The sequence below is a fragment of the Thiohalocapsa sp. ML1 genome (assembly GCF_001469165.1).
Lineage (GTDB): Bacteria > Pseudomonadota > Gammaproteobacteria > Chromatiales > Chromatiaceae > Thiohalocapsa.
In genome coordinates, this window is sequence record NZ_JABX01000047.1 from 1 (window position 1) to 22,350 (window position 22,350).

Annotated in this window: 21 protein-coding genes and 1 pseudogene; all 22 read left to right on the plus strand. The window is 61.5% G+C overall.

Annotated features, from left to right (window positions below):
* Window positions 1–275, plus strand: a pseudogene (locus ML01_RS22065) (hypothetical protein); the annotation flags it as partial.
* 181 nt (window positions 276–456) lie between these two features.
* The gene (locus ML01_RS22070) at window positions 457–1,473 is read left to right on the plus strand and encodes a glycosyltransferase (protein ID WP_058557558.1); all 1,017 of its coding nucleotides are present in this window, start codon (window positions 457–459) and stop codon (window positions 1,471–1,473) included.
* Between the two features lie 5 nt (window positions 1,474–1,478).
* Window positions 1,479–1,778 (plus strand): nucleotidyltransferase domain-containing protein, encoded by a 300-nt coding sequence (locus ML01_RS22075; protein WP_058557559.1) that lies wholly within the window; start codon window positions 1,479–1,481, stop codon window positions 1,776–1,778.
* An 83-nt stretch (window positions 1,779–1,861) separates the two neighbouring features.
* A complete protein-coding gene (locus ML01_RS22080; RefSeq protein WP_058557560.1) occupies window positions 1,862–2,989 on the plus strand; it encodes a glycosyltransferase family 4 protein in 1,128 nt (375 codons plus the stop codon).
* Between the two features lie 35 nt (window positions 2,990–3,024).
* Window positions 3,025–3,792, plus strand: coding sequence for an FkbM family methyltransferase (locus tag ML01_RS22085; RefSeq protein ID WP_058557561.1), 768 nt, complete (start codon window positions 3,025–3,027; stop codon window positions 3,790–3,792).
* 381 nt (window positions 3,793–4,173) lie between these two features.
* On the plus strand, window positions 4,174–4,905 hold the full coding sequence (locus ML01_RS27810; protein WP_082674544.1) for a class I SAM-dependent methyltransferase: 732 nt from the start codon (window positions 4,174–4,176) through the stop codon (window positions 4,903–4,905).
* A gap of 324 nt (window positions 4,906–5,229) precedes the next feature.
* Window positions 5,230–6,273, plus strand: a complete 1,044-nt coding sequence (locus ML01_RS22095) for a glycosyltransferase family 4 protein (RefSeq protein ID WP_058557563.1) — start codon at window positions 5,230–5,232, stop codon at window positions 6,271–6,273.
* A 192-nt stretch (window positions 6,274–6,465) separates the two neighbouring features.
* On the plus strand, window positions 6,466–7,710 hold the full coding sequence (locus ML01_RS27815) for a glycosyltransferase family 4 protein (RefSeq protein WP_082674545.1): 1,245 nt from the start codon (window positions 6,466–6,468) through the stop codon (window positions 7,708–7,710).
* A 192-nt stretch (window positions 7,711–7,902) separates the two neighbouring features.
* On the plus strand, window positions 7,903–9,066 hold the full coding sequence (locus tag ML01_RS22100; protein ID WP_156427911.1) for a glycosyltransferase: 1,164 nt from the start codon (window positions 7,903–7,905) through the stop codon (window positions 9,064–9,066).
* A 168-nt stretch (window positions 9,067–9,234) separates the two neighbouring features.
* On the plus strand, window positions 9,235–10,323 hold the full coding sequence (gene wecB / locus ML01_RS22105; protein ID WP_058557565.1) for a non-hydrolyzing UDP-N-acetylglucosamine 2-epimerase: 1,089 nt from the start codon (window positions 9,235–9,237) through the stop codon (window positions 10,321–10,323).
* Between the two features lie 38 nt (window positions 10,324–10,361).
* Window positions 10,362–10,943: an acyltransferase gene (locus tag ML01_RS22110; protein ID WP_058557566.1), complete on the plus strand. Its 582-nt coding sequence runs from the start codon at window positions 10,362–10,364 to the stop codon at window positions 10,941–10,943.
* A 158-nt stretch (window positions 10,944–11,101) separates the two neighbouring features.
* A complete protein-coding gene (locus ML01_RS22115; protein WP_058557567.1) occupies window positions 11,102–12,151 on the plus strand; it encodes a Gfo/Idh/MocA family protein in 1,050 nt (349 codons plus the stop codon).
* Window positions 12,152–12,218: 67 nt separating this feature from the next.
* Window positions 12,219–12,545 (plus strand): hypothetical protein, encoded by a 327-nt coding sequence (locus ML01_RS29180; protein ID WP_156427912.1) that lies wholly within the window; start codon window positions 12,219–12,221, stop codon window positions 12,543–12,545.
* The gene (locus ML01_RS22120; RefSeq protein ID WP_082674546.1) at window positions 12,542–14,152 is read left to right on the plus strand and encodes a DegT/DnrJ/EryC1/StrS aminotransferase family protein; all 1,611 of its coding nucleotides are present in this window, start codon (window positions 12,542–12,544) and stop codon (window positions 14,150–14,152) included. Before ML01_RS29180 ends, ML01_RS22120 begins: the two co-directional genes overlap by 4 nt.
* Before the next feature lie 82 nt (window positions 14,153–14,234).
* A complete protein-coding gene (locus ML01_RS22125; protein ID WP_058557568.1) occupies window positions 14,235–15,317 on the plus strand; it encodes a glycerol-3-phosphate dehydrogenase/oxidase in 1,083 nt (360 codons plus the stop codon).
* Between the two features lie 332 nt (window positions 15,318–15,649).
* Window positions 15,650–16,486, plus strand: a complete 837-nt coding sequence (locus tag ML01_RS27820; protein WP_162268080.1) for a glycosyltransferase family 2 protein — start codon at window positions 15,650–15,652, stop codon at window positions 16,484–16,486.
* Between the two features lie 15 nt (window positions 16,487–16,501).
* Window positions 16,502–17,776 (plus strand): glycosyltransferase, encoded by a 1,275-nt coding sequence (locus ML01_RS22135; protein WP_058557570.1) that lies wholly within the window; start codon window positions 16,502–16,504, stop codon window positions 17,774–17,776.
* A gap of 146 nt (window positions 17,777–17,922) precedes the next feature.
* The gene (locus tag ML01_RS22140; RefSeq protein WP_058557571.1) at window positions 17,923–19,095 is read left to right on the plus strand and encodes a glycosyltransferase family 4 protein; all 1,173 of its coding nucleotides are present in this window, start codon (window positions 17,923–17,925) and stop codon (window positions 19,093–19,095) included.
* Between the two features lie 186 nt (window positions 19,096–19,281).
* Window positions 19,282–20,520: a DegT/DnrJ/EryC1/StrS aminotransferase family protein gene (locus ML01_RS22145; protein ID WP_254045357.1), complete on the plus strand. Its 1,239-nt coding sequence runs from the start codon at window positions 19,282–19,284 to the stop codon at window positions 20,518–20,520.
* Between the two features lie 26 nt (window positions 20,521–20,546).
* Window positions 20,547–21,140: a hypothetical protein gene (locus ML01_RS29185; RefSeq protein ID WP_156427913.1), complete on the plus strand. Its 594-nt coding sequence runs from the start codon at window positions 20,547–20,549 to the stop codon at window positions 21,138–21,140.
* Between the two features lie 9 nt (window positions 21,141–21,149).
* A complete protein-coding gene (locus ML01_RS22155) occupies window positions 21,150–22,109 on the plus strand; it encodes a 3-oxoacyl-ACP synthase III family protein (RefSeq protein ID WP_058557574.1) in 960 nt (319 codons plus the stop codon).
* Window positions 22,106–22,336, plus strand: a complete 231-nt coding sequence (locus tag ML01_RS22160; RefSeq protein WP_058557575.1) for an acyl carrier protein — start codon at window positions 22,106–22,108, stop codon at window positions 22,334–22,336. Before ML01_RS22155 ends, ML01_RS22160 begins: the two co-directional genes overlap by 4 nt.
* Window positions 22,337–22,350: the final 14 nt, after the last annotated feature.

Genomic DNA, 22,350 nt, shown 5'->3' on the forward strand with positions numbered 1-22,350 from the left:
AAGCGCGCCGCCTGGCATTCGTGCGCGAGCGAGCCTTGCACGATGAAGTGTCCTTCTTGAACGAGGCTAAGCGGGAAGGCCGCGACGAAGGCCGCAAGGAAGGCCGCAAGGAAGGCCGCGAGGAAGGCCGCAAGGAAGGCCGCAAGGAAGGCCGCGAGGAAGCCCGCAACGAGACAGCACGCAACCTCATCGCAATGAACCTGTTGACCGACGAGCAGATTGCCGCAGCGTCGGGCTTGTCGGAAACGGCGGTGCAAGCGCTCCGCGAGCGCTGACCGGCAGGCTTAGCTCCGTAGATACTCCGCTCCGCGGCCCCGCGCACCGGTCGCAGCCCTCCTCGGCCCTCGGCCCTCGCCCCTCCGCGTCGAAGTCTCGCCCCCAGCCCAACCGCCAGAACGGCTATAATCCCCGCCGCGCATCCCCCACGCCGCCGAACCCACCGCGCAGACCCGCACCGTGAAGCTCATCGTTCAAATCCCCTGCTTCAACGAAGAGCAGACGCTGCCGGAAACGGTCGCCGACATCCCGCGGCAGATCGACGGCATCGACACGGTCGAGATCCTCGTCATCGACGACGGCAGCCGCGACCGCACCGTCGACGTCGCCCGCGAGATCGGCGTCGACCACGTCATCCGCAACAAGCGCAACGTCGGCCTCGCCCGCAGCTTCCGCAAAGGGCTCGACGCCTGCCTCGTGCGTGGCGCCGACATCATCGTCAACACCGACGGCGACAACCAGTACGCCGGCGCCGACATCCCCAAGCTGGTGCAGCCCATCCTCGAAGGCCGCGCCGACATGGTCATCGGCGACCGCGAGACCGACAAAATCCCGCACTTCTCGCCGCTCAAGAAGTTCCTGCAACATCTCGGCAGCGGCGTCGTGCGCAAGCTCGCCGGCATCTGGGTACCGGACACGGTCAGCGGTTTCCGCGCCTTCTCGCGCGAAGCCGCCATCCGCCTCAACGTGGTGTCCAGCTTCAGCTACACCATCGAAACCGTCATCCAGGCCGGCAAACGCCAGCTTTATGTTGACTCCGTACCGATCCGCACCAACCCCAAGACCCGCGACTCGCGCCTCTTCAAGAGCATCCCGCACTTCGTCCAGAACTCCCTCGGCACCATGGTACGCATGTACGCCATGTACCAGCCGCTGCGGGTGTTTTTCATACTCGGTGCGGCGCTGACCCTCATCGGCGCCCTGCCGATCATCCGGTTTTTGTTCTTTTACTTTGTCGGCACCGGCGCGGGCCACATCCAGTCCCTGCTGCTCGGCAGCGTGCTGGTCATCCTCGGTTTCATCACGTTCATGATCGGCCTGGTCGCCGACCTCATCTCATTCAATCGGCAATTGCTGGAAATGACGCTCGAACGTGTCCGCAGACTCGAGCTGGATCATTTCGGCAGCGACGCCACCCTGGGCTCCGACGCGGTGCACAGGCGGGCCGAGGACGGTGCGGACCCATCTTCTCCGTAACCACGATGCGCCTTAGTCAAGAACACATCCAGGCGATCCGCGACAGCGTCGGCAGCATCGCGGGGCCGACTGCACGGGTCCGCGTCTTCGGCTCGCGCGTGCGCGACGACGCCCGCGGCGGCGACCTGGATCTGCTCGTGGAACTGCCCGAGGCCGTCGAGCACCCGGCACAACTTGCCGCCGGTCTCTCGGCCCGCATCTCGCGCGCCATGCACGGCCGCCAAGTGGATATCGTGCTGCTTGCACCAAACCTCCGCCGGTTGCCGATTCACGACATCGCGCTGGACGAGGGCGTGCTGCTGTGACCATCCCGCCGGCGATCCGCGAAAGGCTGCGCTTCCTGACCAATGTGGTTTGACTAAGCCGCAGACTGACGAGCCCCCCGCACATGGACCAAACCACCAACCCGCAACTGCCGCTTCGCGTGCTCTTCGTCAGCCGCAAATGGCCGCCCGCGGTTGGAGGCATGGAAACCTACAGTGCCGAGCTCTGCGCGGAGTTGTCACAGCTCGTCACCTTGAGCAAGCGCGTTCTACCGGGCCGAGCCAACGGTTATCCACCGCATCTTGGCAGCTTGCTGTATTTCATTGTCTCCACAGCGGCCAGTCTGCTCCTGCGCGGCGGTCGCTACGACGTCGTTCACTTCGGCGATCTCGTGCTCTTTCCGCTGGCTTGGTTGCATGCGCAGCGCCACCGCAAGGCTCGGCGCGTGATTACCGTTCACGGCCTGGATCTGCTCTATGGTCATCGCCGCGGTTTGGGCCCGGCCCTGTACCGCCGCTTCTTGAACTGGGCATGCCACCGCAGCAGCCGCGCAGTCGATTGCTATATCGCGAACAGTCGCAACACCGCCCGCATCGCACAGGAAACCGGCTTAGCGCCGGTAACTGCCGTGCCTTTGGGCGTGCGCCTCCGTCATGCTCCGCCGCGGCTGTCCCCACCTAAGGAGCCTGCGTACATCCTGTTCGTTGGCCGGCTAGTCCCTCGCAAGGGCGCCGCCTGGTTTGCGAGCCAGGTACTGCCGCAACTGCCGCCGCCACTGACCCTCCATATCGTCGGCAAGCCATGGGATCAAAAAGAGACAAGCGCACTGCAAGCGAACCCGCGCGTCCAGTTACTCGGCTATCTTGATCAGCCCGGCCTGGATCGCGAGCGCGCTGGATGTCTGGCAGTAGTCATGCCAAACCGCAGCAGCCGCGATCAGACCGATGTCGAAGGGTTCGGCATCGCGGCGCTGGAAGCCGCTCGGGATGGAATCCCCATCATTGCCTCAAACATCGAGGGAATCACGGACGCCATCGTCGATGGCAAGACCGGCTTCCTTGTTTCCGAAAACGATGTGTCAGAGTGGCAGCAGCGCATCAGCGCCATTCAGGCTTGGTCCCCGGCGCACCGCGCCGAGTACGCAGAAACCGCTATCGCAGCCGTCGCGGCTCGCTACTCTTGGCACCGCGTAGCCTCCGAAACCGTCCGTGTGTACCAGGAAGACATCGCATCGATCGACGTCTCGGCCTGAGCAACCACCGACCCACATCGCACAGTTGCCACAAAATGTCTTCCAGCAGTAAGGGCTCTCTCAGCACCCGGATCGCGCGCCGACTGATCACGACGGAGTCCGCGTATCATCACGTCCGCCGTGCCCAGTTGCTCGCGATGTATGTCTCACGTCGCGCCCATGAGCAGGACTTCAAATACTTTCGCCGGCTGAATGGGCAAGAAGGCCTGTTCATAGATGTCGGCGCGAACAGCGGCCAAAGCGCCATCTCCTTCGCCCTGTTCAACAGCACATACCGAATTCACAGCTTCGAGCCGTACACTCAGCTTGAGCCATCCTTGCGTTTCGCGAAGCGCCTGCTCGGCAAGCGTTACAGCTACAGCATGTTCGGGTTGTCCGACCAGGAGGCTGTCGCGACGCTCTATGTTCCCAAACTGGGTGACTTGCCATTGCTGGCGAGGGCATCAACGCACGAGTCCGTCGTCTCGGAGCTCATCGCCCACATTCAGCCCCAATACCACCGACGCCTGACGGTTGCTGAAATACGAATCCAGCTACGCCCGTTCGACAGCCTCAATCTCGCTCCGCAAATCATCAAAATCGACGTCGAAGGAGCCGAGCCCAGAGTACTGCAAGGTATGCGCGAGACGCTCATACAGCATCGGCCCCTTCTGCTCATCGAACGATCCAGCTCGTACGACGAATGTCACGCAATACTCAGCCAAGCCGGCTACAGCGCGATGGTCTATGACCCTGAAAGCGATGTCATGTCGGAGCTTGCCGACGCTCCGCGATCCACAAACTTTTTTGCTCTGCCGCAATGACCTGCGCATCTCATGATCCCTGGCATGTCGAACGTCGACTTCCGTCCAGCCTCGCGTCCAGCCTCTCCCGCGAGGACCGGCGCAGAACAGTTCTAGGCCCTTTTCTGCTCGCTCGCTGCGAACACCCAGTCAGCGGATACCCGCGCCTCAAGCCCCACCGCAGCCGGCTGACAGACGCCCTCATGACCGCGATCGACCTCAATACCAAGCGCCGTCACGCTTCTGCCGATATCGCGCACCGCGAGCGCAATGGATAATATGCAATTGGCCAGGCGGCAGCTAAGCGCGGAACCTCCCGGCCAAGCAGCCGATTACAGCAAGAACCAAACTCCGCGCTTCCCAGGCTTTTCGTATACCCCCCAGGCCCAAGGAAACTGACCAATGCCAGCGTTCAAGAATTACTTGAAAAGTCTATACACAAGAACAATGACGGAAGCCTATGCGACCGCCTACCAGTCACTAGCAGAAGTCATGCATGAAGATGCCTTACTGCTCGACTGCGGCGCTGGATCAGGAAATACCTTTGCCAAGCTGCGCAAGCACTTCGATCTGACGGCTCGAAACTACCGTGGACTGGAATGGGACAGCGCCAGTGTCGAATCGGCGCAGAGCAAAGGGCTTAGTGTTGAGCAAGCTGACCTCAACAAGCCTCTGCCTTTCGCGGAGAACACGTTCTCCGCGGTCGTGGGCCTATCAGTATTGGAGCACCTGTTGTATCCCTGTCATTTTGTGCACGAATGCTATCGCGTACTGAAGCCCGACGGGAAGCTCGTTCTTTTGACACCCAATATTGCAACCTATTTCACTGCTGCACTTATCCTTGCCGGACGTATGCCCTCATCCGGGCCCCACCCGGATTCGAGCGATATGCTCCGTTCCCGCAAGCTCACGTCGCTCAAGGATCATGGTGCAATTGAAGGCGACACGCCACTGCACAGGCACCTCATCGTTTTCAGTTACGTGGAACTGCGGCAGTTTCTCATCTCGACCGGGTTCCGGTCGGTAGCGGGCCGCGGGTTCGGCGTTTACCCGTTCCCGCGTTTTCTGCAGCCTATATTAGAGCGGGTTGATGCGAAGCATGCGCACCAAATGGTATTCTCGGCCACGAAGTAATAAGCCACCGCCAGCCGCACGATACGCTGTAATGATCAATGAAGACGATCATGGCAAGCCGTCGAGCTCGGCGCGCCGCTTCTGCGGCAAAGCGCAACGGGTCCAGCATCTGCGCCTTTACCAAAACAGCTTTCCACGTGCTCAAGCACGCCTTGTGCCTTGCCTGGCCGCGTTGAGCTCGCGGCGGAAACGCTACCACCCAGGCCAATCCAGGGACGTTGCGCAACATCAACGCCATTGGGCAAGTCCGAACTGCGGGCCGGGGATTCCCGGCAGGGCGCGGCGTTTGCGCGATGACGCTGTTTCTGCGATCCACGTCGGGTCATGAAATTCTGGCTACCTTACACACGCGGCGGCAGCGGCGCGGACGTCTCCATCGCGTTTCTCGCGCAGGGGCTGCGCCAAGCCGGTCATGACGCCACGGCACAGGCCTATGCGCACAAGTATCAGTACGCGCCATGGCTGCTGCGAGCGGCGCGCCCGCCCGCCGGCACCGACGTGATTATTTCCAATAGCTGGAACGGCTTTGCATTCCACCGCAGGGGCTTAGTCAACATCACGGTGGAACGGCTGTTCGTGCTCGACCCCGCCTACGGCCCCTACCGAAGCCTCGCACAGACCATCTTCCACCAGACGCTCGTGCGTCATTTCCTGCGCCGCAGCATCGCAACGGCGGATGTCTGCGTTGCCGTGAGCGATTACACCGCAGAGGCCGTCGCCAAAAACCTGCGTGTCGCGCGGCCGCAAACCATCCTAAACGCCGTCGACACGACCTTCTTCACCCCGGCCCCGCACGATGCACGACTCGACGATAGGGCGGCCCGCCCCTTCCGCATGCTGTTCGTCGGCAACTTCACTCGCCGCAAGGGCGCCGACCTGATCATCGAGATCATGCGCCGGCTCGGCCAGGGTTTCGAGCTCGCCTTTACGAGCGGCAGGCTCGGCACCGCGTACGACAATCTGCCCGCCAATATGCGCTGTCTGGGCAAGCTGTCCCTAGAAGAGGTCCGCGAGGCCTACCGCGGCGCCGATGCCCTGCTCTTTCCAAGCCGCCTGGAAGGACTGGCCCGCACGGTTATGGAGGCGCTCGCCTGCGGCACCCCGGTCATCGCGGCGAACACGTCATCACTGCCGGAGGCCGTCGATCACCTCCGGACCGGCATGCTCTGCCCGGTAGATGATGTCGCCGCCTTCGCAGCGGCCGCCAATAGGCTTGCCGCCGACGAGAATCTTTGGAAAAGCATGGTCAGCGCCGCACGGCAGAGCGCCGTAAGCCGCTTCTCGCTCGACCGCATGGTCGGCGAGTATATTGCCTTGGCGTCAGCGCCCGCCTCAACACAGCCCCTCTCGGCCAGCAGTGTCCGCTGAAGCCACAACACGGACCCCTACGCCTGCGCCCAGTGCTAGCGCAGTTCGCAACGCTTCGCTTCTATTGCAGACAGTCTGACAAGGCAATAAAAGATCGCCGTTCCAGCCTTCTTGCTGCTGCTGGCGCACCGGAAGGACCAACGGTCCAACCACGCAGCGCCAACTCCACACCGGGACCCGCGTAACGACACTATGGCGCAGCAGGCACAACACGAATCGACTCCGACGACGCGGCCGCACTTCCGCACAAAATCTCACAACCATATGCTGCCTACCCAGAAATCCATTCGTGTGCTCTTTCTCGTCGCAGGAGAGCCTGTGCGCGGACTTGCCCCAAGCAGCCGCTTCCGCGTTTATGCATACGCGCCACAGCTCACCGCCGATGCTCGCCTAAGTTTTCGTATTTCCGCCTCGCTACCTGCAAAGTATTTCTATGACCGCCCTTTTTTCAAGAAGCACCGGGCTCTTGGCGCAATGGCAATTCCTGTCGGACTTGCGCTGATGTTTCTCACCAGGATACGAGACCTCGTACGCACCCCTTTCTACGACGTAGTCTATATCCAGAAGCCGCTATTCCCGGGTCGCTTCTACCCACTACTCGAACTTGCTTTTGTCAAGTTCACCCGGCATTCCATTTTCGACTTCGACGATGCCGTGTTTGTCTACCATCATGCGTCGGATAACGCACGCGCTTCATGGCTTTATCGCTTGTTTGAATACAAAAACAGCACCGCGCGCATTATCAGCGCAGTATCATGCGTCGTCGCAGGCAACGAGTACCTCGCGACTTACGCTCGGCAATTCAACTCTCGCGTCAGGGTGGTACCAACGGTCGTCGACACGGACCACTACACACCCGCGCCAGAGACCGTAGCGGCGAGGACGCCCCTAGTGATAGGCTGGATCGGTACGTCAGGCAATCTTGCATACCTGGAAGAGTTGGCGCCCGTCATTCGCCGCTTGCAGCAGGATTATCAAGTTGGCCTCTCAATAGTTTGTAACCCGCTCCCCCGTCCACCGAAGTTGCCGGGTGTAACCTATCGCTGGACACGGTGGACCACAGACGGTGAACTGGAAGCGCTGCGCGCCTTTGACATCGGCATCATGCCGCTACGTGACGGTCCATGGGAGCGAGGAAAATGCGGGTTCAAACTGTTACAGTACATGGCATGCGCAATCCCTACGGTCGCGTCCCGCGTCGGCGTCAATACTACAATCGTTGCCGATGGCGAGAACGGCTTTCTCGCAACGGACATCTCCGAATGGGAACAGAAGCTGCGTCTGCTGCTCGAGCATGAACACCTGCGTAAGCAATTTTCCATCACTGGGCGCGCGACGGTTGCGCAGCAATACAGTTTGCGCAGCGGCTATCCACTCCTGGCAGAGGCCATCATAGGCGCGGCACAAACCGGCAAGCCCAGAGCATCGCGAAAGTGATGCAATGCGGATGTCGGCGTCGAGGTGCGGTCACGTGCCAGTTCCGCTGCAATCCGGCTGAGAACGACTGTTATCCAAACCAAGCCGTCCGGTCCGATGCCTGTCCTCCAGATGGCCGCTAAGAACATGACAACCCTCCCCTTTCGAGTTGTATTCGTGACGGCGCCCGCCATACCTGCGCCGCGAGGACTCATGGCCTCGCAGGTACTTGAAACGGCGATTGCCCTGAGGCGGGAGGGCGTGCTGGTTTCCTGGATCGCCGGGATCCCTGTCACGCTCAACCCGGCCGCTATCCGCAAGCGCAACGCCGACCTCAAACAGGTCAAAAGGCGTTGCGCCGAGTCCAGCATCCCGCTTTCTATCGTCTGGCTTCCCCCCGCACCGCGCACGTTGTTGCTGCTCCCCGTTTTCCGTCGGCTCTTTCTAGGCGCCGCCGCCGGCAGCGCGTACAAAAGCTTGCGACACGAGCACGATCTGTCCGCCCCCGTCATTCTTCATGCGCGAAGCTATTTTGCGACCGACTTGGCGCTTCGTATCCGGAATGCGGCGAAGAACCATAAGATTCCGGTTTCATTCGACATGCGCAGCATCTTTCCAGAGGAAGTCGCAATGCAGAAGCCGCTTCTCGGACGACTACTCTTTGCCTCCCTCAAAGAATGGGAGCTGAAACTGCTTGAGGATTCGGACTATGCATTCTTGCCGGTACAGTTTGCTGCTGACCGCATCCGACAGGAAAGCGGAATCACAGTGGATCTGATCAGGATTCAAGGATTCGACCGTGACCCCGATTGGACGGTCGATTTCGACCGGCGGTGGCAGCGCCGCGCGCTCGGCTTTTCCGGGAGTGTAGAACCCTGGCACAGCCCCGCACTGCTGGCGGAGATATGCAGAGCAATTCCCGACACGGTCGGACACTTCGCGACCGCAGCACGCCCCCAATTCGCAGAGTTCTCTTGCGAAACCTGGCCCTATTCCGAAATGCACGCTTATTACGATGGGCTTCTCGCCTTGATCGTACCCGGACTATCTCGGTCAGAGCAGCGCAGCTACTTTCACAGATTTCAGCTACGATGCAACCTCTTTTCGACCAAGGCATCAGAAGCGCTCTCCCGCGGCGTACCGTTGATAGTCAGCAACGAGCTTGCAGAACTGGCCGATTTCGTGCGCGAGCACAAGTGCGGCTTCGTGTATGACCCGATCAAGAAAACGTTTAATGTCTCAGCGAAGGAACTTGCAGCGCGGCCTGCGTGGGAAGCGGCGACTCAACAGGCCATCGAGGTCGGCGCGGCGTTTACTCGTCGGACTGTCATGCAGAGCTACTTGCATTGCTGGAACGGCGGGGCAGGCCAATCATGACGCATCACTCGACTCGCAACCCTGTGACACAATTTTCGCGCCAGGCTATGATTTGATCTGTGAAGCGATCCGACGAACGGACCACAAGCCCGCCGCCCCGATCGCAACTCAGAGGTTGCTTGATTGGCAGATCCTAACGCCCACTGTGCTTTTTGTTGGAGCTAGCCTATGTCACTCAAGATACTGACTATTGTCGGAGCGCGTCCACAGTTCGTCAAGGCGGCTACGGTCTCTAGGCTAATCAAAGAACGTACCGACATTGCCGAGCGTCTAGTCCACACCGGACAGCACTATGACTACGGCATGTCGGACGTTTTCTTCAGCGAGCTCGACATCCCGACGCCCCACTACAACCTCGGCGTCGGCTCTGCAAGTCAGGGCCGCCAGACGGGCGAGATGCTAATCCGTATAGAGGACGTTCTCTTGAAGGAGAGCCCGGATCGTGTTCTTGTTTACGGCGACACCAATTCGACCCTAGCTGGCGCCCTTGCGGCCGCGAAACTGCGAATACCCGTCGCGCACGTCGAGGCTGGCCTGCGTTCGTTTAATCGAGTAATGCCTGAGGAGATCAATCGCATCATAACAGACCACATCTCGGATCTTCTTTTTGCGCCCACGGTAGGCGCGACACGTCAACTTATCCACGAGGGAATACCGGCGGCGGCGATCCACCAAGTCGGCGATGTAATGTTCGACGCGGCTCTGTACTACGCTGGGCGGGGTGAGTCGCATAGTCTGCTGCTACTCGATAAGCTGGGCTTGCGCAGTGAAGGCTTCATTCTCGCCACAGTGCACCGCGCAGAGAACACCGACTGCGTCGACCGACTCTCCAGCATTATTGGTGGTTTGACGGATCTCTCCGAGCTGCTACCCGTAGTGTTTCCCCTCCATCCTCGCACTCGCAGAGCGATCGAGCGACTCGGGCTCCTTGAGGCCGTGCGTCAGTCGCTACTGGTGATTGAACCCGTCGGTTACCGCGACATGACCATCTTGGAGAAGCACGCGAAGGCCGTTGTGACGGATTCCGGCGGAGTTCAGAAGGAAGCGTTTTTCTTTCGCACGCCCTGCATAACGCTGCGCGATGAGACCGAATGGGGAGAGTTGGTAGAATACGGCTACAATTGTCTTGTTGGCGCGGACCGGGAACGGATCGTCGCGGCATTCAAGAGTTTCGTATCCGCAGCACGTTGCTGGGATAGGGAGCTCTTTGGAACCGGTACCGCAGCAGCGGAGATTGTCCGCCTTCTCAGCAGCTGACGCTCTCCAGTTTTTCCATTTTTCGGAGACATGCACCCGTGGAATTCACGGCACATGACACAGCCATCATCGACGCCGGCGCGCAGATCGGCGCCGGCACCCGCATTTGGCACTGGGTCCACATCTGCGGCGGTGCTCGCATCGGCGCTGATTGCTCGTTCGGGCAGAACGTCTTCGTCGGCAACGACGTGCTGATCGGCGACAACTGCAAGGTGCAAAACAACGTCAGCATCTATGACGCCGTCACGTTGGAGGACGATGTCTTCTGCGGCCCGAGCATGGTGTTCACCAATGTCTACAACCCACGCTCGGCGGTGACGCGGAAAGATGAATATCGCCGCACCCTGGTGAAGCGCGGCGCCACCATCGGCGCCAACGCAACCATCGTCTGTGGTGTCACGCTCGGCGAATTTGCGTTCATCGCGGCCGGCGCTGTAATCACCCGCGACGTCAAGCCCTATGCCCTCATGGCCGGCGTACCGGCGCGTCACATCGGCTGGATGAGTCGGCATGGCGAGCGGCTCGATCTGCCCCTTTCGGGCAGCGCAGAGGCGGCCTGCCCCGTCACCGGGCAGCGCTATCGCTGCACCGACGGCGCCGTGCAACCGCTGGATCGATAGTCCCGGCGGCTGCGCAGCCCCGTCGGGTGCCGGGCATTCGGCAGCGGCGCACCCGCCCTGCGCAGCGACTTGATCGGAACGCAGCCAACGTTGATCATCTACGCCCGCGGCGGGTATTCAGAAGCCCGCCAACACCCGATCGAGGCCTGACCACGCCCATGCCCGAGCCCATCACGCAGCGCAAGATCCGCATTGCCGTCGTCGGTTGCGGGCGCATCGCCAAGAACCACTTCGGCGCCATCGAGCGGCACGCCGAAGACCTGGAGCTTGCCGCCGTCTGCGACACCAACCCCGCCGCACTAGCCGAGCACACCGACCGCTATGGCGTGCGCGGCTACCGGCACCTGGCGGAGTTGCTGCGCACGGCTGAGCCCGATCTGGTCGCGCTCTGTACCCCCAGCGGCCTCCATCCCGAGCAGACCATCACCGCGGCTGCGCACGGCGTGCACGTGATGACGGAGAAGCCCATGGCCACCCGCTGGCAGGATGGCGTGCACATGGTCAAGGCCTGCGACGAGGCCGGCGTCCACCTCTTCGTGGTCAAGCAGAACCGACGCAATGCCACCCTGCAACTGCTCAAGCGCGCAGTGGAGGAGAAGCGCTTCGGCCGGATCCACCTGGTGCACCTCAACGTCTTCTGGACCCGGCCGCAGGCCTACTATGATCAAGCCCGCTGGCGCGGCACCTGGGAGTTCGACGGCGGCGCCTTCATGAACCAAGCCAGCCACTATGTAGACCTGCTGGACTGGCTCATCGGCCCGGTCGAGAAGGTGCAGGCCATGGTCAGCACCGCCCGCGACATCGAGGTCGAAGACACCGGCGTGCTCAACGTGCGCTGGCGCAACGGCGCGCTCGGCTCCATGAGCGTGACCATGCTGACCTACCCCAAGAACTTGGAAGGCTCTATCACCATCCTCGGCGAGACCGGCAGCGTGCGCGTGGGCGGCGTCGCGGTCAACGACATCCAGCTCTGGGACTTTGCCGAGCCGCGCGACTACGACACAGAGGTCAAGTCCGCCAACTACGAGACCACTAGCGTCTACGGCTTTGGCCATCCGCTGTACTACAAGAACGTCATTGACAGCCTCCGTGGCCAGGCCGAGCCCGAGACCGACGGCCGCGAAGGGCTCAAGTCCCTCGAACTGCTCATCGCCGCCTATCTCTCGGCGCGTGACGGCGGTACCATCTCACTGCCGTTGGAGTATTAGCCACGAATATCACGGATGGGTGCAGGAGAAAACGTTACCAAGCTCATTTTTCACGAGAGTTAAACCAGTGCAAGTAAAAGCAATTTATGAAAACGGGCGACTCGAGTTTACCCGCCCCATACAACTCAAGCGTGATCGCTTAACCCTGCTGGTGGAAGTCCCCGATGAAGACATCGTGACCGACACGGCAGAGACGCTTCCAACCTACGATCTTAATGCGTTTCCCGAAGAAATCCGCCGCGAAGTTGCCCGAATGCAGGCGATCAATGAGATGGCATCAAAAATGCCGCTGCCCGCGTGCGTGAATGAAAAAGACTCCGGAGAGCAAGAGCAGCGCACACGGGCATTTGAGCTTCGCAATGCCCTCCGACGCGAGCAAGGGCGACCTGCATGAGACATGTATTGTTGGATGTCAATGTTGTTGTGGATTTGTGTGTCGATCGGGCTGGATCAGCAAATAGTCGGTTCTCAGTGGCATTGGCGAGAAATATAGGATCGACATGCTGGGTCTATGTTGGGTCAATTCAAACCCTGGAATACGTCGTTGCCGATGAATTATTTCGTCAGGCTGAGTATAAAGGCAGCCCTATTTCAAGAGCACTGTCCAGAGCAAGGGCGCGGTTTTTATTGCAGCAACACACGGCCGAATTTCAATGGTTGGCCGCTCTAGCAAGCGAAGGTGATGTGTTTGGCAGTCATGATCCTGAAGATGAACAGATCATCCGCGCTCTGGATCGATTCCCTTCTGGTTCTGCGACAGTTCTTACCCGTGACAAACCGATGCTCGAACGCGCAGGCGAACGGGCGACGACGCCGGAATGTTTTATTGACAGCAGCAAGCAGGCAGTTGCCAATTCCATCGCGTTCGTCGACTTAAACGCCCAGCAGGACAGTATTCGTCCCTCGCTGGAGAGCGGTATCCACCGCGTCCTCCACCACGGCCAATACATCCTTGGTCCCGAGGTGGGCGAGCTCGAACGACGCCTCGCGACCTTCACCGGCGCCCAGCACTGCATCAGCGTCTCAAGCGGCACCGACGCCCTGCTCATCAGCCTCATGGCACTCGGCATCGGCCCAGGCGACGAGGTCATCACCACGCCATTTACCTTCGTTGCGACCGCGGAGGTCATCGTGCTGCTCGGTGCGACGCCCGTGTTCGTCGATATCGAGCCCGACACCTGCAACATTGACGCCGCCCTGATCGAGGCAAAGATCACCGCGCGCACCAAGGCCATCATGCCCGTCAGCCTCTACGGCCAACCCGCCGACATGGACGCCATCAACGCCATCGCCGCGCGGCACGGCAACCTGCCCGTCATCGAAGACGCCGCGCAGAGCTTCGGCGCCATGTACAAGGGCAAACGAAGCTGCAACCTGAGCACCTTCGGCTGCACCAGCTTCTTCCCGAGCAAGCCGCTCGGCTGCTATGGCGACGGTGGCGCCATCTTCACCAGTGACGACGCCCTCGCCCAGGCCTGCCGCGAGATCCGCGTCCACGGCCAGAGCAAACGCTACGTTCACACCCGCATCGGTGTCGGCGGCCGCATGGACACCCTGCAGGCCGCCATCGTGCTTGCCAAGCTCCAGCGCTTCGACCACGAGGTCGGACAGCGCCAAGCCGTCGCCCGGCGTTATCACGATTTGATCACTGCGCGCCAAGACACCCCAGCGACGAGCGCAAGCGCAGCCGGCGCCGCCGACGCTCCCATCATGCCGCTGCCCTGGCCCACCGACGACCGCACCAGCGTCTTCGCCCAATACACCCTGCTGGTGCAGGATCGGCCCGCCGTCCAAGAACGCCTGCACGCCGCTGGCATCCCGACCGCCGTGCACTATCCGATCCCGCTGAACCAGCAGCCCGCCTACGCCCATCTCTGCTGCCCAGACTGCACCCCCATCGCCGCCGGGATCTCCCAGCAGGTCATGAGCCTGCCGATGCACGCCGACCTCGGCGCCAACGACCAGGCCCGTATCGTCAACGCACTCCGCCCAATCCCTTAGGAGCGCCGGCGCGAGATGCACCGCTAATAGCCGGCGGCGGCCCAAGCGCCGCCGCCGGAACGCAGCCCCAGCGCCCAAGACCATGCCCGACACCAGCCTCGAGATCGCCATCGTCGGCGGCGGCATCAACGGCCTCTGCATCGCCTGGGTGCTGGCGGAACAGGCTCATCAGGTCACGTTGTTCGAGCGCGACCAACTCATGTCCCAAACCAGCAGCGCCTCCACCAAGCTGCTGCACGGCGGGCTGCGCTATCTCGAAACCGGGCAGATCCGCCTGGTGCGAGAAGCCCTACGCGAGCGCGCGTGGTGGCTGGCGCAGGTACCTTCACTGACGCAGCCCTTAGCCCTATACCTGCCTGTCTACGCCGCCAGCGCGCGCGCGGCATGGCGCATTCGGACCGGACTCTGGCTCTACGACCGGCTCGCCGGAAAGACCAACATCGCACCACATGCGCGACTGGACCGAGCCGGCTTCATCGCCCAAGCACCAGAGCTTCGGCCTGCCGGCTTGCGTGGCGGCTTCCGCTTCTTCGATGGCCAGATGGACGATCTCGCACTTGGGCTCTGGGTCGCCGACCAAGCCCGTCAGGCCGGCGCCCGCCTGCTGGAAGGCGCCGCTGTGTCTAGGGTATCCACCAGCGGCATGGTGACCTTCAACGGCGAGACCAGGCACTTCGACCGCGTGATCAACGTCGCCGGCCCCTGGGCCGAAGCGCTCCTCCAGCAAAGCGGCCTGCGATCACGCTGCCGGCTCGAGCTCATTCGGGGCAGTCACATTCTGTTCGACGAACCCCTTGACCATGGCTACTGCCTGCAAGCTCCGCAGGACAGCCGCGTCTTCTTCGTCATCCCGTACCAAGGCCGAACACTGGTGGGCACCACCGAAGAGCGCCACAACGCCCAAGATTGGCCCCCCGCCTGCCACGAAAGTGAGGCGCACTACCTCCTCACCGCTTACAATGCCCACTTTCGTCGCGCCAAGTCGGTCGCAGACATCGCGGCCTCGTTTGCTGGGGTACGGCCGCTGGTGCGCTCCGCGGCACACCCCAGCAAGCTGTCACGGGATTACACACTGGAGCGACACGACCGCCTGATCACGGTGTTCGGCGGCAAGTGGACCACGACCCGCGCACTCGCTCACAGCGTCGCCCGCTGGATATTGTGAGTAGTACCCGGCGCACCGCAAACCCGGAGCGTCTTGATCACGACTCCGACCACCGTGATAGCCGCTACGACATTTGGCGATCCTAACCTTGCGGTAAACGGGCCAATGCCCCGGCTGCCCACCTTTATCCGAGATGCCCCTAAAATGCGCCACGTTTCCGGCATTTCAGCAAGCTTGCGCTCGCAGCGATGCTTTTTCGAGGCCATTCGCGCAATGAAACTTGGCCCGACCGCCGACAATCCAGGCCATACCGGCGGATTCAATCCCCGGCAGCAACCCCGTTAGAGGCTATCCGTACGGTGGCGACCCTAGACGACGAGCCAAATCTCAGCGTGAGCGTGGTGATTCCTTGGGGTACACCGGCGGTCGCGATAACCCGCGCCATCGGTTCGGCCCTCAGCCAAGACCTGCGGCCGCAGGCAGTCTTCGTTCTCGCAAACAACCGGGTTTCACACGCCCTGCTGACCGAGACTGCACAACAATACGCGAATCAGCCCGTACGTTTTCTCTACGTGCCCGGCTGCCGCAATGCCAACGTCGCGAGAAACCTTGGGACCGCCCTCGCCAAGACCCCATATGTCGCCTATCTCGACGCCGACGATTGGTGGTGCCCCGCCCATCTCCGCAGTTCTCTCTCAATTCTCGCACGTGATAATGCGGATCTCATTTACTCGGGCATGACGGTCCACCACCCAAACGCCAGGATAGAGCAGCGTGTCGCCGGCGATTGGCATCCATACGGATCGATGGAAGCTTACTGCCTCAATTACCAAGCGGCCCCCACACCATCACTCCTCGTCCGCACGGACACGGCATTGGACATCATGTGGGATGTCAGCCTGTGCAGACACCAAGATTACGATTTCAAGGCCCGCTTCGCTCGCAGCTACAAGACAACGTTCAAGCAAGACATTACCGTTCACGTGGACTGGGAGCAGCCCCGTCGCCACCGTCATCATGATGACTGCTTTCGCGTGCTCAAAGACTGGCGCCCGCGCATCGGGCAAAAGCTGTACCAGCGCCATTATGTCAACCTTTGCCGCACCGCAAGACGCTCGCGCGATCCCGTCCTGCTTAGGGTCGCCCCGATGTGTATCACGTACTGGTTCGCGATCAAGCTGCGTGGGCTTCGCAACAAGCTGCTGCCGCCTTCGCGGATGCAGCACTAAAACCGGCGATTCTCCATGGCCAAACCAAGCATCGCCATCATTACCGCCTCCTATCCCTACCCGCCGGGAGAGCAATTCCTGGAAGCTGAGGCGCCGTATTGGCCCACCGCGGATTTCGGCGACGTCTATATTCTGCCGCGCAACACAGAAGGAACGCCTCGCCCGCTCCCCCAAGGCATTACACTCGACCTTGCCCTGCGCCAGCCAAGCAAGGCCATCCGCATCGCCTACTTGGTACCAGCCCTGCTGTCCGCGGTTTTCTTCAGAGAGATCAAGAGCCTGGTCTCGGCGAATCGGTTTAGCGTTCAACGCGCACTGAGCGCCCTTTTCGAGACCCGAAACACGCTACTGGGAGCGGCGCAGATCGCGAGATTCTGCAAGCGCAATGGGGCGGTGGACATCGCCTACTGCTACTGGAACGACAGCATGGCCTATGCCTGTTGCCTGGCCAAGCAGCGCGGCTTGTGCCGACGAGTCGTTTCTCGCGCGCACGGCGTGGATCTGTACGAAGAGCGAGCTCGTGGCCGTTACATGCCATTGAAACGCCAGTTTCTCGCATACTTCGACCGCATCTTCGTGCTGTCGAATGAGGCGTGCAATTACTTCCTAAGCCGTTATGGCGCAAGCGCAGCACAGCTCGCCATCGCGCCGCTCGGTGTTTCCATACCGCGACAAACCTGCGACGTGAGTCCGCCCGGCCAACTGCATGTCCTCTCCGTATCCTTCTGCGTACCAGTCAAGCGCATGGACCGGATTATTGCGGCCCTAGCACATCTAGCTGCAACACACCCGCAATTGTCGATACACTGGACTCACATCGGCGACGGCCCCCTCTGTGATGAAATGCGATCAGCCGCCGCCCGATGCCTTGGCCCGCTGGCCAATGTTGAGTTTGCGTTCCTCGGCCACCAAGCAAATGCAGCGGTGCGGCAGCTCTACGAGGAGCACCCCGTGGATGTCTTCGTCAATACCAGCGAATCCGAGGGCGTACCCGTCTCCATCATGGAGGCCATGGGCTACGGCGTGCCCGCCGTCGCGCCGGACGTGGGCGGCGTATCGTCACTCGTTGTCTCAGGTAGCGGCGCACTCATCGCGCCGGACGCTTGTGCCCAGGTCATCGGCGACGCGCTGCTCAGTCTCCGGACCAATGCCGACCGGATGCAGTTCCGAGCGCGCTCGAAACAATTCATCAGAGAACACTTTAACGCCGCCCTCAACTACCCGCGAGTCCTGGCCGAGATCTCCGCTATCGCCTCCCGGGATCCGTCGCGAGCCCAAACGACCGAGTGAGCCGGCCTTGCGGGCACCCAACGCCCGGCATCAGCCGCAAACGCAAGCCGGGACAGTGAACGCCATAGGCTGCGCAGCGAGTCCGCCGCCGCTCACGCCCCTGCGTCGGCACCGATTTCCAGCACCACCGCCACCGCCCCTACCGCATGCGAATCCTACACGCCTTCAACGACTACCTCCCGGCCACGATGAACTGGGCCGGCAACATCATCACCCACACCCCCGCTGCGGAGCTCTTCGTCGCAGCCGCCCGTTTCCTCAAGACAAATTTCTTCTTCTCGAACATTACATACGTGGAGTTTCCTTTGCGCGAAGGCGAATGGAACAGCACCTCACGGTTCGCTGCGTTAGCCGACCGGGGGGTGCGCCTCGCCCGACGCCTGGCATATCCTCGCTTGCTCAAAGCCCGTATCGGCGACGTCGACATCCTGCACAGCCACTTCGCCACAGCGGGTTGGAACTTTCGTCAATTCGCGCAAGCACTCGGGGCTCGCCACGTCGTTTCATTCTATGGGTATGACTACGAAAAGGTGCCGCAAAGCCACCCCGCTTGGAGAGATCGCTACCGCATCATATTCGAGCAAGCGGACATGTTCCTCTGCGAAGGCGAACATGGTGCGAAAGCGTTGTGCTCGCTTGGTGCGCCCGCCAAGAAAGTTCGGGTCTGTCCATTAGGTATCCTGCCAGAGCGAATTGTACCCGTCAGACGGAAGAAGGACCGCGCCGCGCTCAAATTGTTGCAGGTTGCCACCTATGTAGAGAAGAAGGGGCATATTTACGCCCTGCGCGCCTTCGCGATGGCGTGTCGCGAGTGCCCGGGCATGCAGCTCGTTTTCGTCGGTTCAGCGCGCGACGCCGAAGGTGCCGAGATCATGGAGTCTTTGCGACGCGAGTCGGTAAGCGCCGGAATCTCGGATCGAGTCAGCTTTGCGCCCGCCGTACCCTATGAGGCGCTCTACGAGTTGTTTTCGGACTTTCACGTCTTTATTCACCCCAGCACCTACAGCCGAGATCGCGATTGCGAAGGCGGCGCACCCATTGTGCTGCTTGACGCCCAGGCAAGCGGAATGCCCGTGATCGCCACGCGCCACTGCGACATCCCGGGAGAAGTGGTGCACGGGACGACAGGCCTCTTGTCCGCCGAGCGCGATGTGGACACCCTCGCGGCCTATATCCGGCGCTTCTATGACATGGACCAGGTCGAGTATGATCGATTCGCACATGCGGCCAGGACCCACGTCGAAGCCGCCTTCGACGTCAAGGATAACGCCAAGCAGCTCAGGGCTTTGTACGAAGAGGTCTGTGCGAACCCCAGATGAAAACCCCAGGGTACGATCGGGACGACAGACTCGCGCTGCGCGCCGATCGGCCGTATTCTGGACTGCTTGCCGCGCTCGGGCTCGGCTCTAGACCTCAGCGCGCCATGCTTGGCGCGCCAGTGTCTCCTTAACCCTTAGGCACGGCTCCATCGGCGGCCTAGTCCGGTGCAAAGCGGTGCCCGCGGGATGCCGCATTCAGCCCGGTTCCCGCTTGGTCCGGTATACTTCCGACACTGCTCGCCCAGCGTCCCACCCATGGCAACTTCACAATCCGACCGGCCCTTTCTCGTCTTCGGCTCCCCGCTCATCGAAGCCGCGGAGGTCGACGAGGTTGTCGACTCCCTGCGATCCGGCTGGCTCGGCACCGGGCCCAAAGTGGCGCGCTTCGAGCGCGCGTTCGCCGCTTATAAGGGCGTCGAGCACACCGCCGCGGTCAACTCGTGCACAGCCGCGCTGCATCTGAGCATGCTCGCCGCCGGCCTTGGCCCCGGGGACGAGGTCATCACCAGTGCCCAGACCTTCTGCGCCACCGTCAACGCCATCATCCACGCCGGAGCGACACCGGTGCTGGCCGACGTGGACCCCGCTACAATGAATATCGACCCGGCGGACATCGAGCGGCGTATCACATCGCGCACCCGCGGCATCGTGCCCGTGCACTTCGCCGGGCGGCCCTGCGACATGGACGCGATCATGGACATCGCCGCCCGTCACCAGCTCACAGTCATCGAAGACTGCGCCCACGCCATCGAGACCGAGTACAAGGGCCGCAAGGCAGGCACCTTCGGCGACTTCGGCTGCTTCTCGTTCTACGTGACCAAGAACGTGGTCACCGGCGAGGGCGGCATGGTCATCGCGAAGCGGGAGAAGGACATCGCGCGCATCAAGGTTCTCGCGCTGCACGGCATGTCAAAAGACGCTTGGCGGCGCTTCAGCGATGCCGGCTACCGCCACTACCAGGTCACCGAGTGCGGGTTCAAGTACAACATGATGGACATTCAGGCGGCGATCGGCATCCATCAGCTTGCCCGCGTCGAAGCCTGGCTCATACGGCGCGAAGCTGTCTGGAACGCGTACAACACCGCCTTTGCCGACCTGCCCCTTGTCTTGCCGCCCAAGCCCGCCCACGGCACCCGGCACGGACGTCATCTATATACGATCCTCATCGACGCGGAACGCTGCGGCATCAGCCGAGATGGTTTTCTCGACGCCATGACCGCCGCACGGATCGGTGTCGGCGTACACTATACGAGCATTCCCGAGCACCCGTACTATCGCGACGCGTTCGGCTGGCAGCCCGAGGATTATCCACACGCGATGCGGATCGGTCGCCAAACGGTGAGCTTACCCTTGTCTCCCCACCTACAAGAGAGCGACGTGGACCGCGTGATTGCAGCGACCCGCCGGATCGTGGGCCAATTCTGAGGTGCCGGCCAGTGCAGGTAGAATCCATGCAACAAACACTCCAACTCTGCTACAAGGGTGAGCGCGATTATTTGCACGGTACCGACATGTATGCCGCAGTGACGGCCGCTTTGCGGCCGGTTGTCGGACCGAAAATATCGAGCCTGCCGCTTCAAATCGGCATCCATGCATTTGCCAGGCATCAATTGAACCTGGTCATCGATGCAAACAAGAGTCCTCCGACTAATGTTATCGCGACTTTTAAACTAGGTGCTGAAACCCCGCTGCGCGGTTGGCTTGAGGAAACCGAAACTGCGGTCGACTGCCGCCGTCCCTATCCGGAAGAGGCCATCATCGCGTGTTGTGCGCTGGACGGCGAACGGATTTGCACGAACAGCCCACCGCCGTTCAGCCCGATCGAGATCGCGGTCGCAATGACCAAGGCCCTTCACAACCACCTCCTGCCGCCGCAGGAAAGGCGCTGGATCTTTTCGCGCTTATCTCTGAGGCGCATCTTCAGGGACGACGACGTCCACCCCGTCGAGATCCAACTGCTCCAGAATCTCAACAATCGCCTGACTCGCTCGGCCATTCGCGTCGGTGACGATGTGCTGGGTGATATCTTCTTTTCCCGCGTCTAGGGGGCAAAAATGGCCATCGGCATTGCCACAATCGCGAGCTACGTCCCCGCCGGACGAGAATCAAACCTCGACAAGCGGGAACGCTTCGGTATCGATGAGGCGTTCATCCGCGACAAGCTTGGGGTCGTCCGCGTTTCCCGCATGGGTGCCACTGAGGACACCGCCGACTTGTGCGTCGCGGCATATTCCCGACTCATGGAACAAGTTGCGTTGCCGCCCGCATCCGTCGAGCTCATCGTCGTCTGCACTCAGAACCCCGACGGACACGGAATACCGCACAGCGCAGCCGTCGTCCAGGGCCGCATCGGCGCCCCGGACACCTGCGCCTGCTTCGACATCGCGCTCGGCTGTTCCGGGTACGTTTATGGCTTGTCCATTTGCCAGGCGTTCATGGCCGCGAACGGGCTCAGCACCGGCCTCTTCTTTACGGCGGACCCCTATTCCAAGATCTTGGATCCCGCGGACAAGAGTACGGCGCTGCTGTTCGGCGATGCCGCAACGGTGACCTTGCTCAAGGCGCGCACCGCGCCGCAAATGTGGGTGCCGCACGGCTTCCGTTTTGCCACCCGGGGCAGTGAAGGGGCCTGCCTGGTGAATGACGCCGGCACGCTGCGCATGAACGGCCGCGCCGTCTTCAACTTTTCCGCCGTAGAGGTCCCCAAGCAGGTTCAGCAGGTGCTCACGGGTGCTGGCTTGGCCACGGATGATGTCGACATATTCCTATTTCATCAGGGCAGCAAGTACATTGTCGACACGCTGACGCGGCGCGTCGGCCTTCCGCCGGAACGGGTGCCTTCGAATCTAGCCGATCAAGGCAACACTGTATCCTCATCCCTGCCATTGCTGCTGGCTCCTTTGCTGTTCCGGCCCGGGCTGCAGCGAGTTCTGCTCTCGGGCTTCGGCGTCGGTCTGTCATGGGCCACCTGCCTCCTCGAACGTGTTCCTCAATCCAAGGAGAACTCTGCATGAATGTCACGGCTGCCGATATTGCGGCATTGATCAACGACAGCGGCACGTCCGCCCACGTCGGCGCGGGAGATTATGACCGTACCCTGTCCGACCTCGGCATCGATTCGCTGGACGTCGCAACCATTTTCCTCGCCATTCAGGAGCGCTACGGGGTCTCTGTTCCTGACGCGGAGATCGACGCCATCAACACCGTCAATCTCATTGTAGCCCGCATCAACGGCGACTGAGCCCCCGATGGAGC

What these genes read in the sequence shown, in the direction of transcription:
- ML01_RS22075 (WP_058557559.1), top strand. Translation starts at nt 1,479, where the DNA reads ATGCGCCTTAGTCAAGAACACATCCAGGCGATCCGCGACAGCGTCGGC.
- ML01_RS22080 (WP_058557560.1), top strand. Translation starts at nt 1,862, where the DNA reads ATGGACCAAACCACCAACCCGCAACTGCCGCTTCGCGTGCTCTTCGTC.
- ML01_RS22085 (WP_058557561.1), top strand. Translation starts at nt 3,025, where the DNA reads ATGTCTTCCAGCAGTAAGGGCTCTCTCAGCACCCGGATCGCGCGCCGA.
- ML01_RS27810 (WP_082674544.1), top strand. Translation starts at nt 4,174, where the DNA reads ATGCCAGCGTTCAAGAATTACTTGAAAAGTCTATACACAAGAACAATG.
- ML01_RS22095 (WP_058557563.1), top strand. Translation starts at nt 5,230, where the DNA reads ATGAAATTCTGGCTACCTTACACACGCGGCGGCAGCGGCGCGGACGTC.
- ML01_RS27815 (WP_082674545.1), top strand. Translation starts at nt 6,466, where the DNA reads ATGGCGCAGCAGGCACAACACGAATCGACTCCGACGACGCGGCCGCAC.
- ML01_RS22100 (WP_156427911.1), top strand. Translation starts at nt 7,903, where the DNA reads ATGGCCTCGCAGGTACTTGAAACGGCGATTGCCCTGAGGCGGGAGGGC.
- wecB (WP_058557565.1), top strand. Translation starts at nt 9,235, where the DNA reads ATGTCACTCAAGATACTGACTATTGTCGGAGCGCGTCCACAGTTCGTC.
- ML01_RS22115 (WP_058557567.1), top strand. Translation starts at nt 11,102, where the DNA reads ATGCCCGAGCCCATCACGCAGCGCAAGATCCGCATTGCCGTCGTCGGT.
- ML01_RS22120 (WP_082674546.1), top strand. Translation starts at nt 12,542, where the DNA reads ATGAGACATGTATTGTTGGATGTCAATGTTGTTGTGGATTTGTGTGTC.
- ML01_RS22125 (WP_058557568.1), top strand. Translation starts at nt 14,235, where the DNA reads ATGCCCGACACCAGCCTCGAGATCGCCATCGTCGGCGGCGGCATCAAC.
- ML01_RS22135 (WP_058557570.1), top strand. Translation starts at nt 16,502, where the DNA reads ATGGCCAAACCAAGCATCGCCATCATTACCGCCTCCTATCCCTACCCG.
- ML01_RS22140 (WP_058557571.1), top strand. Translation starts at nt 17,923, where the DNA reads ATGCGAATCCTACACGCCTTCAACGACTACCTCCCGGCCACGATGAAC.
- ML01_RS22145 (WP_254045357.1), top strand. Translation starts at nt 19,282, where the DNA reads ATGCCGCATTCAGCCCGGTTCCCGCTTGGTCCGGTATACTTCCGACAC.
- ML01_RS29185 (WP_156427913.1), top strand. Translation starts at nt 20,547, where the DNA reads ATGCAACAAACACTCCAACTCTGCTACAAGGGTGAGCGCGATTATTTG.
- ML01_RS22155 (WP_058557574.1), top strand. Translation starts at nt 21,150, where the DNA reads ATGGCCATCGGCATTGCCACAATCGCGAGCTACGTCCCCGCCGGACGA.
- ML01_RS22160 (WP_058557575.1), top strand. Translation starts at nt 22,106, where the DNA reads ATGAATGTCACGGCTGCCGATATTGCGGCATTGATCAACGACAGCGGC.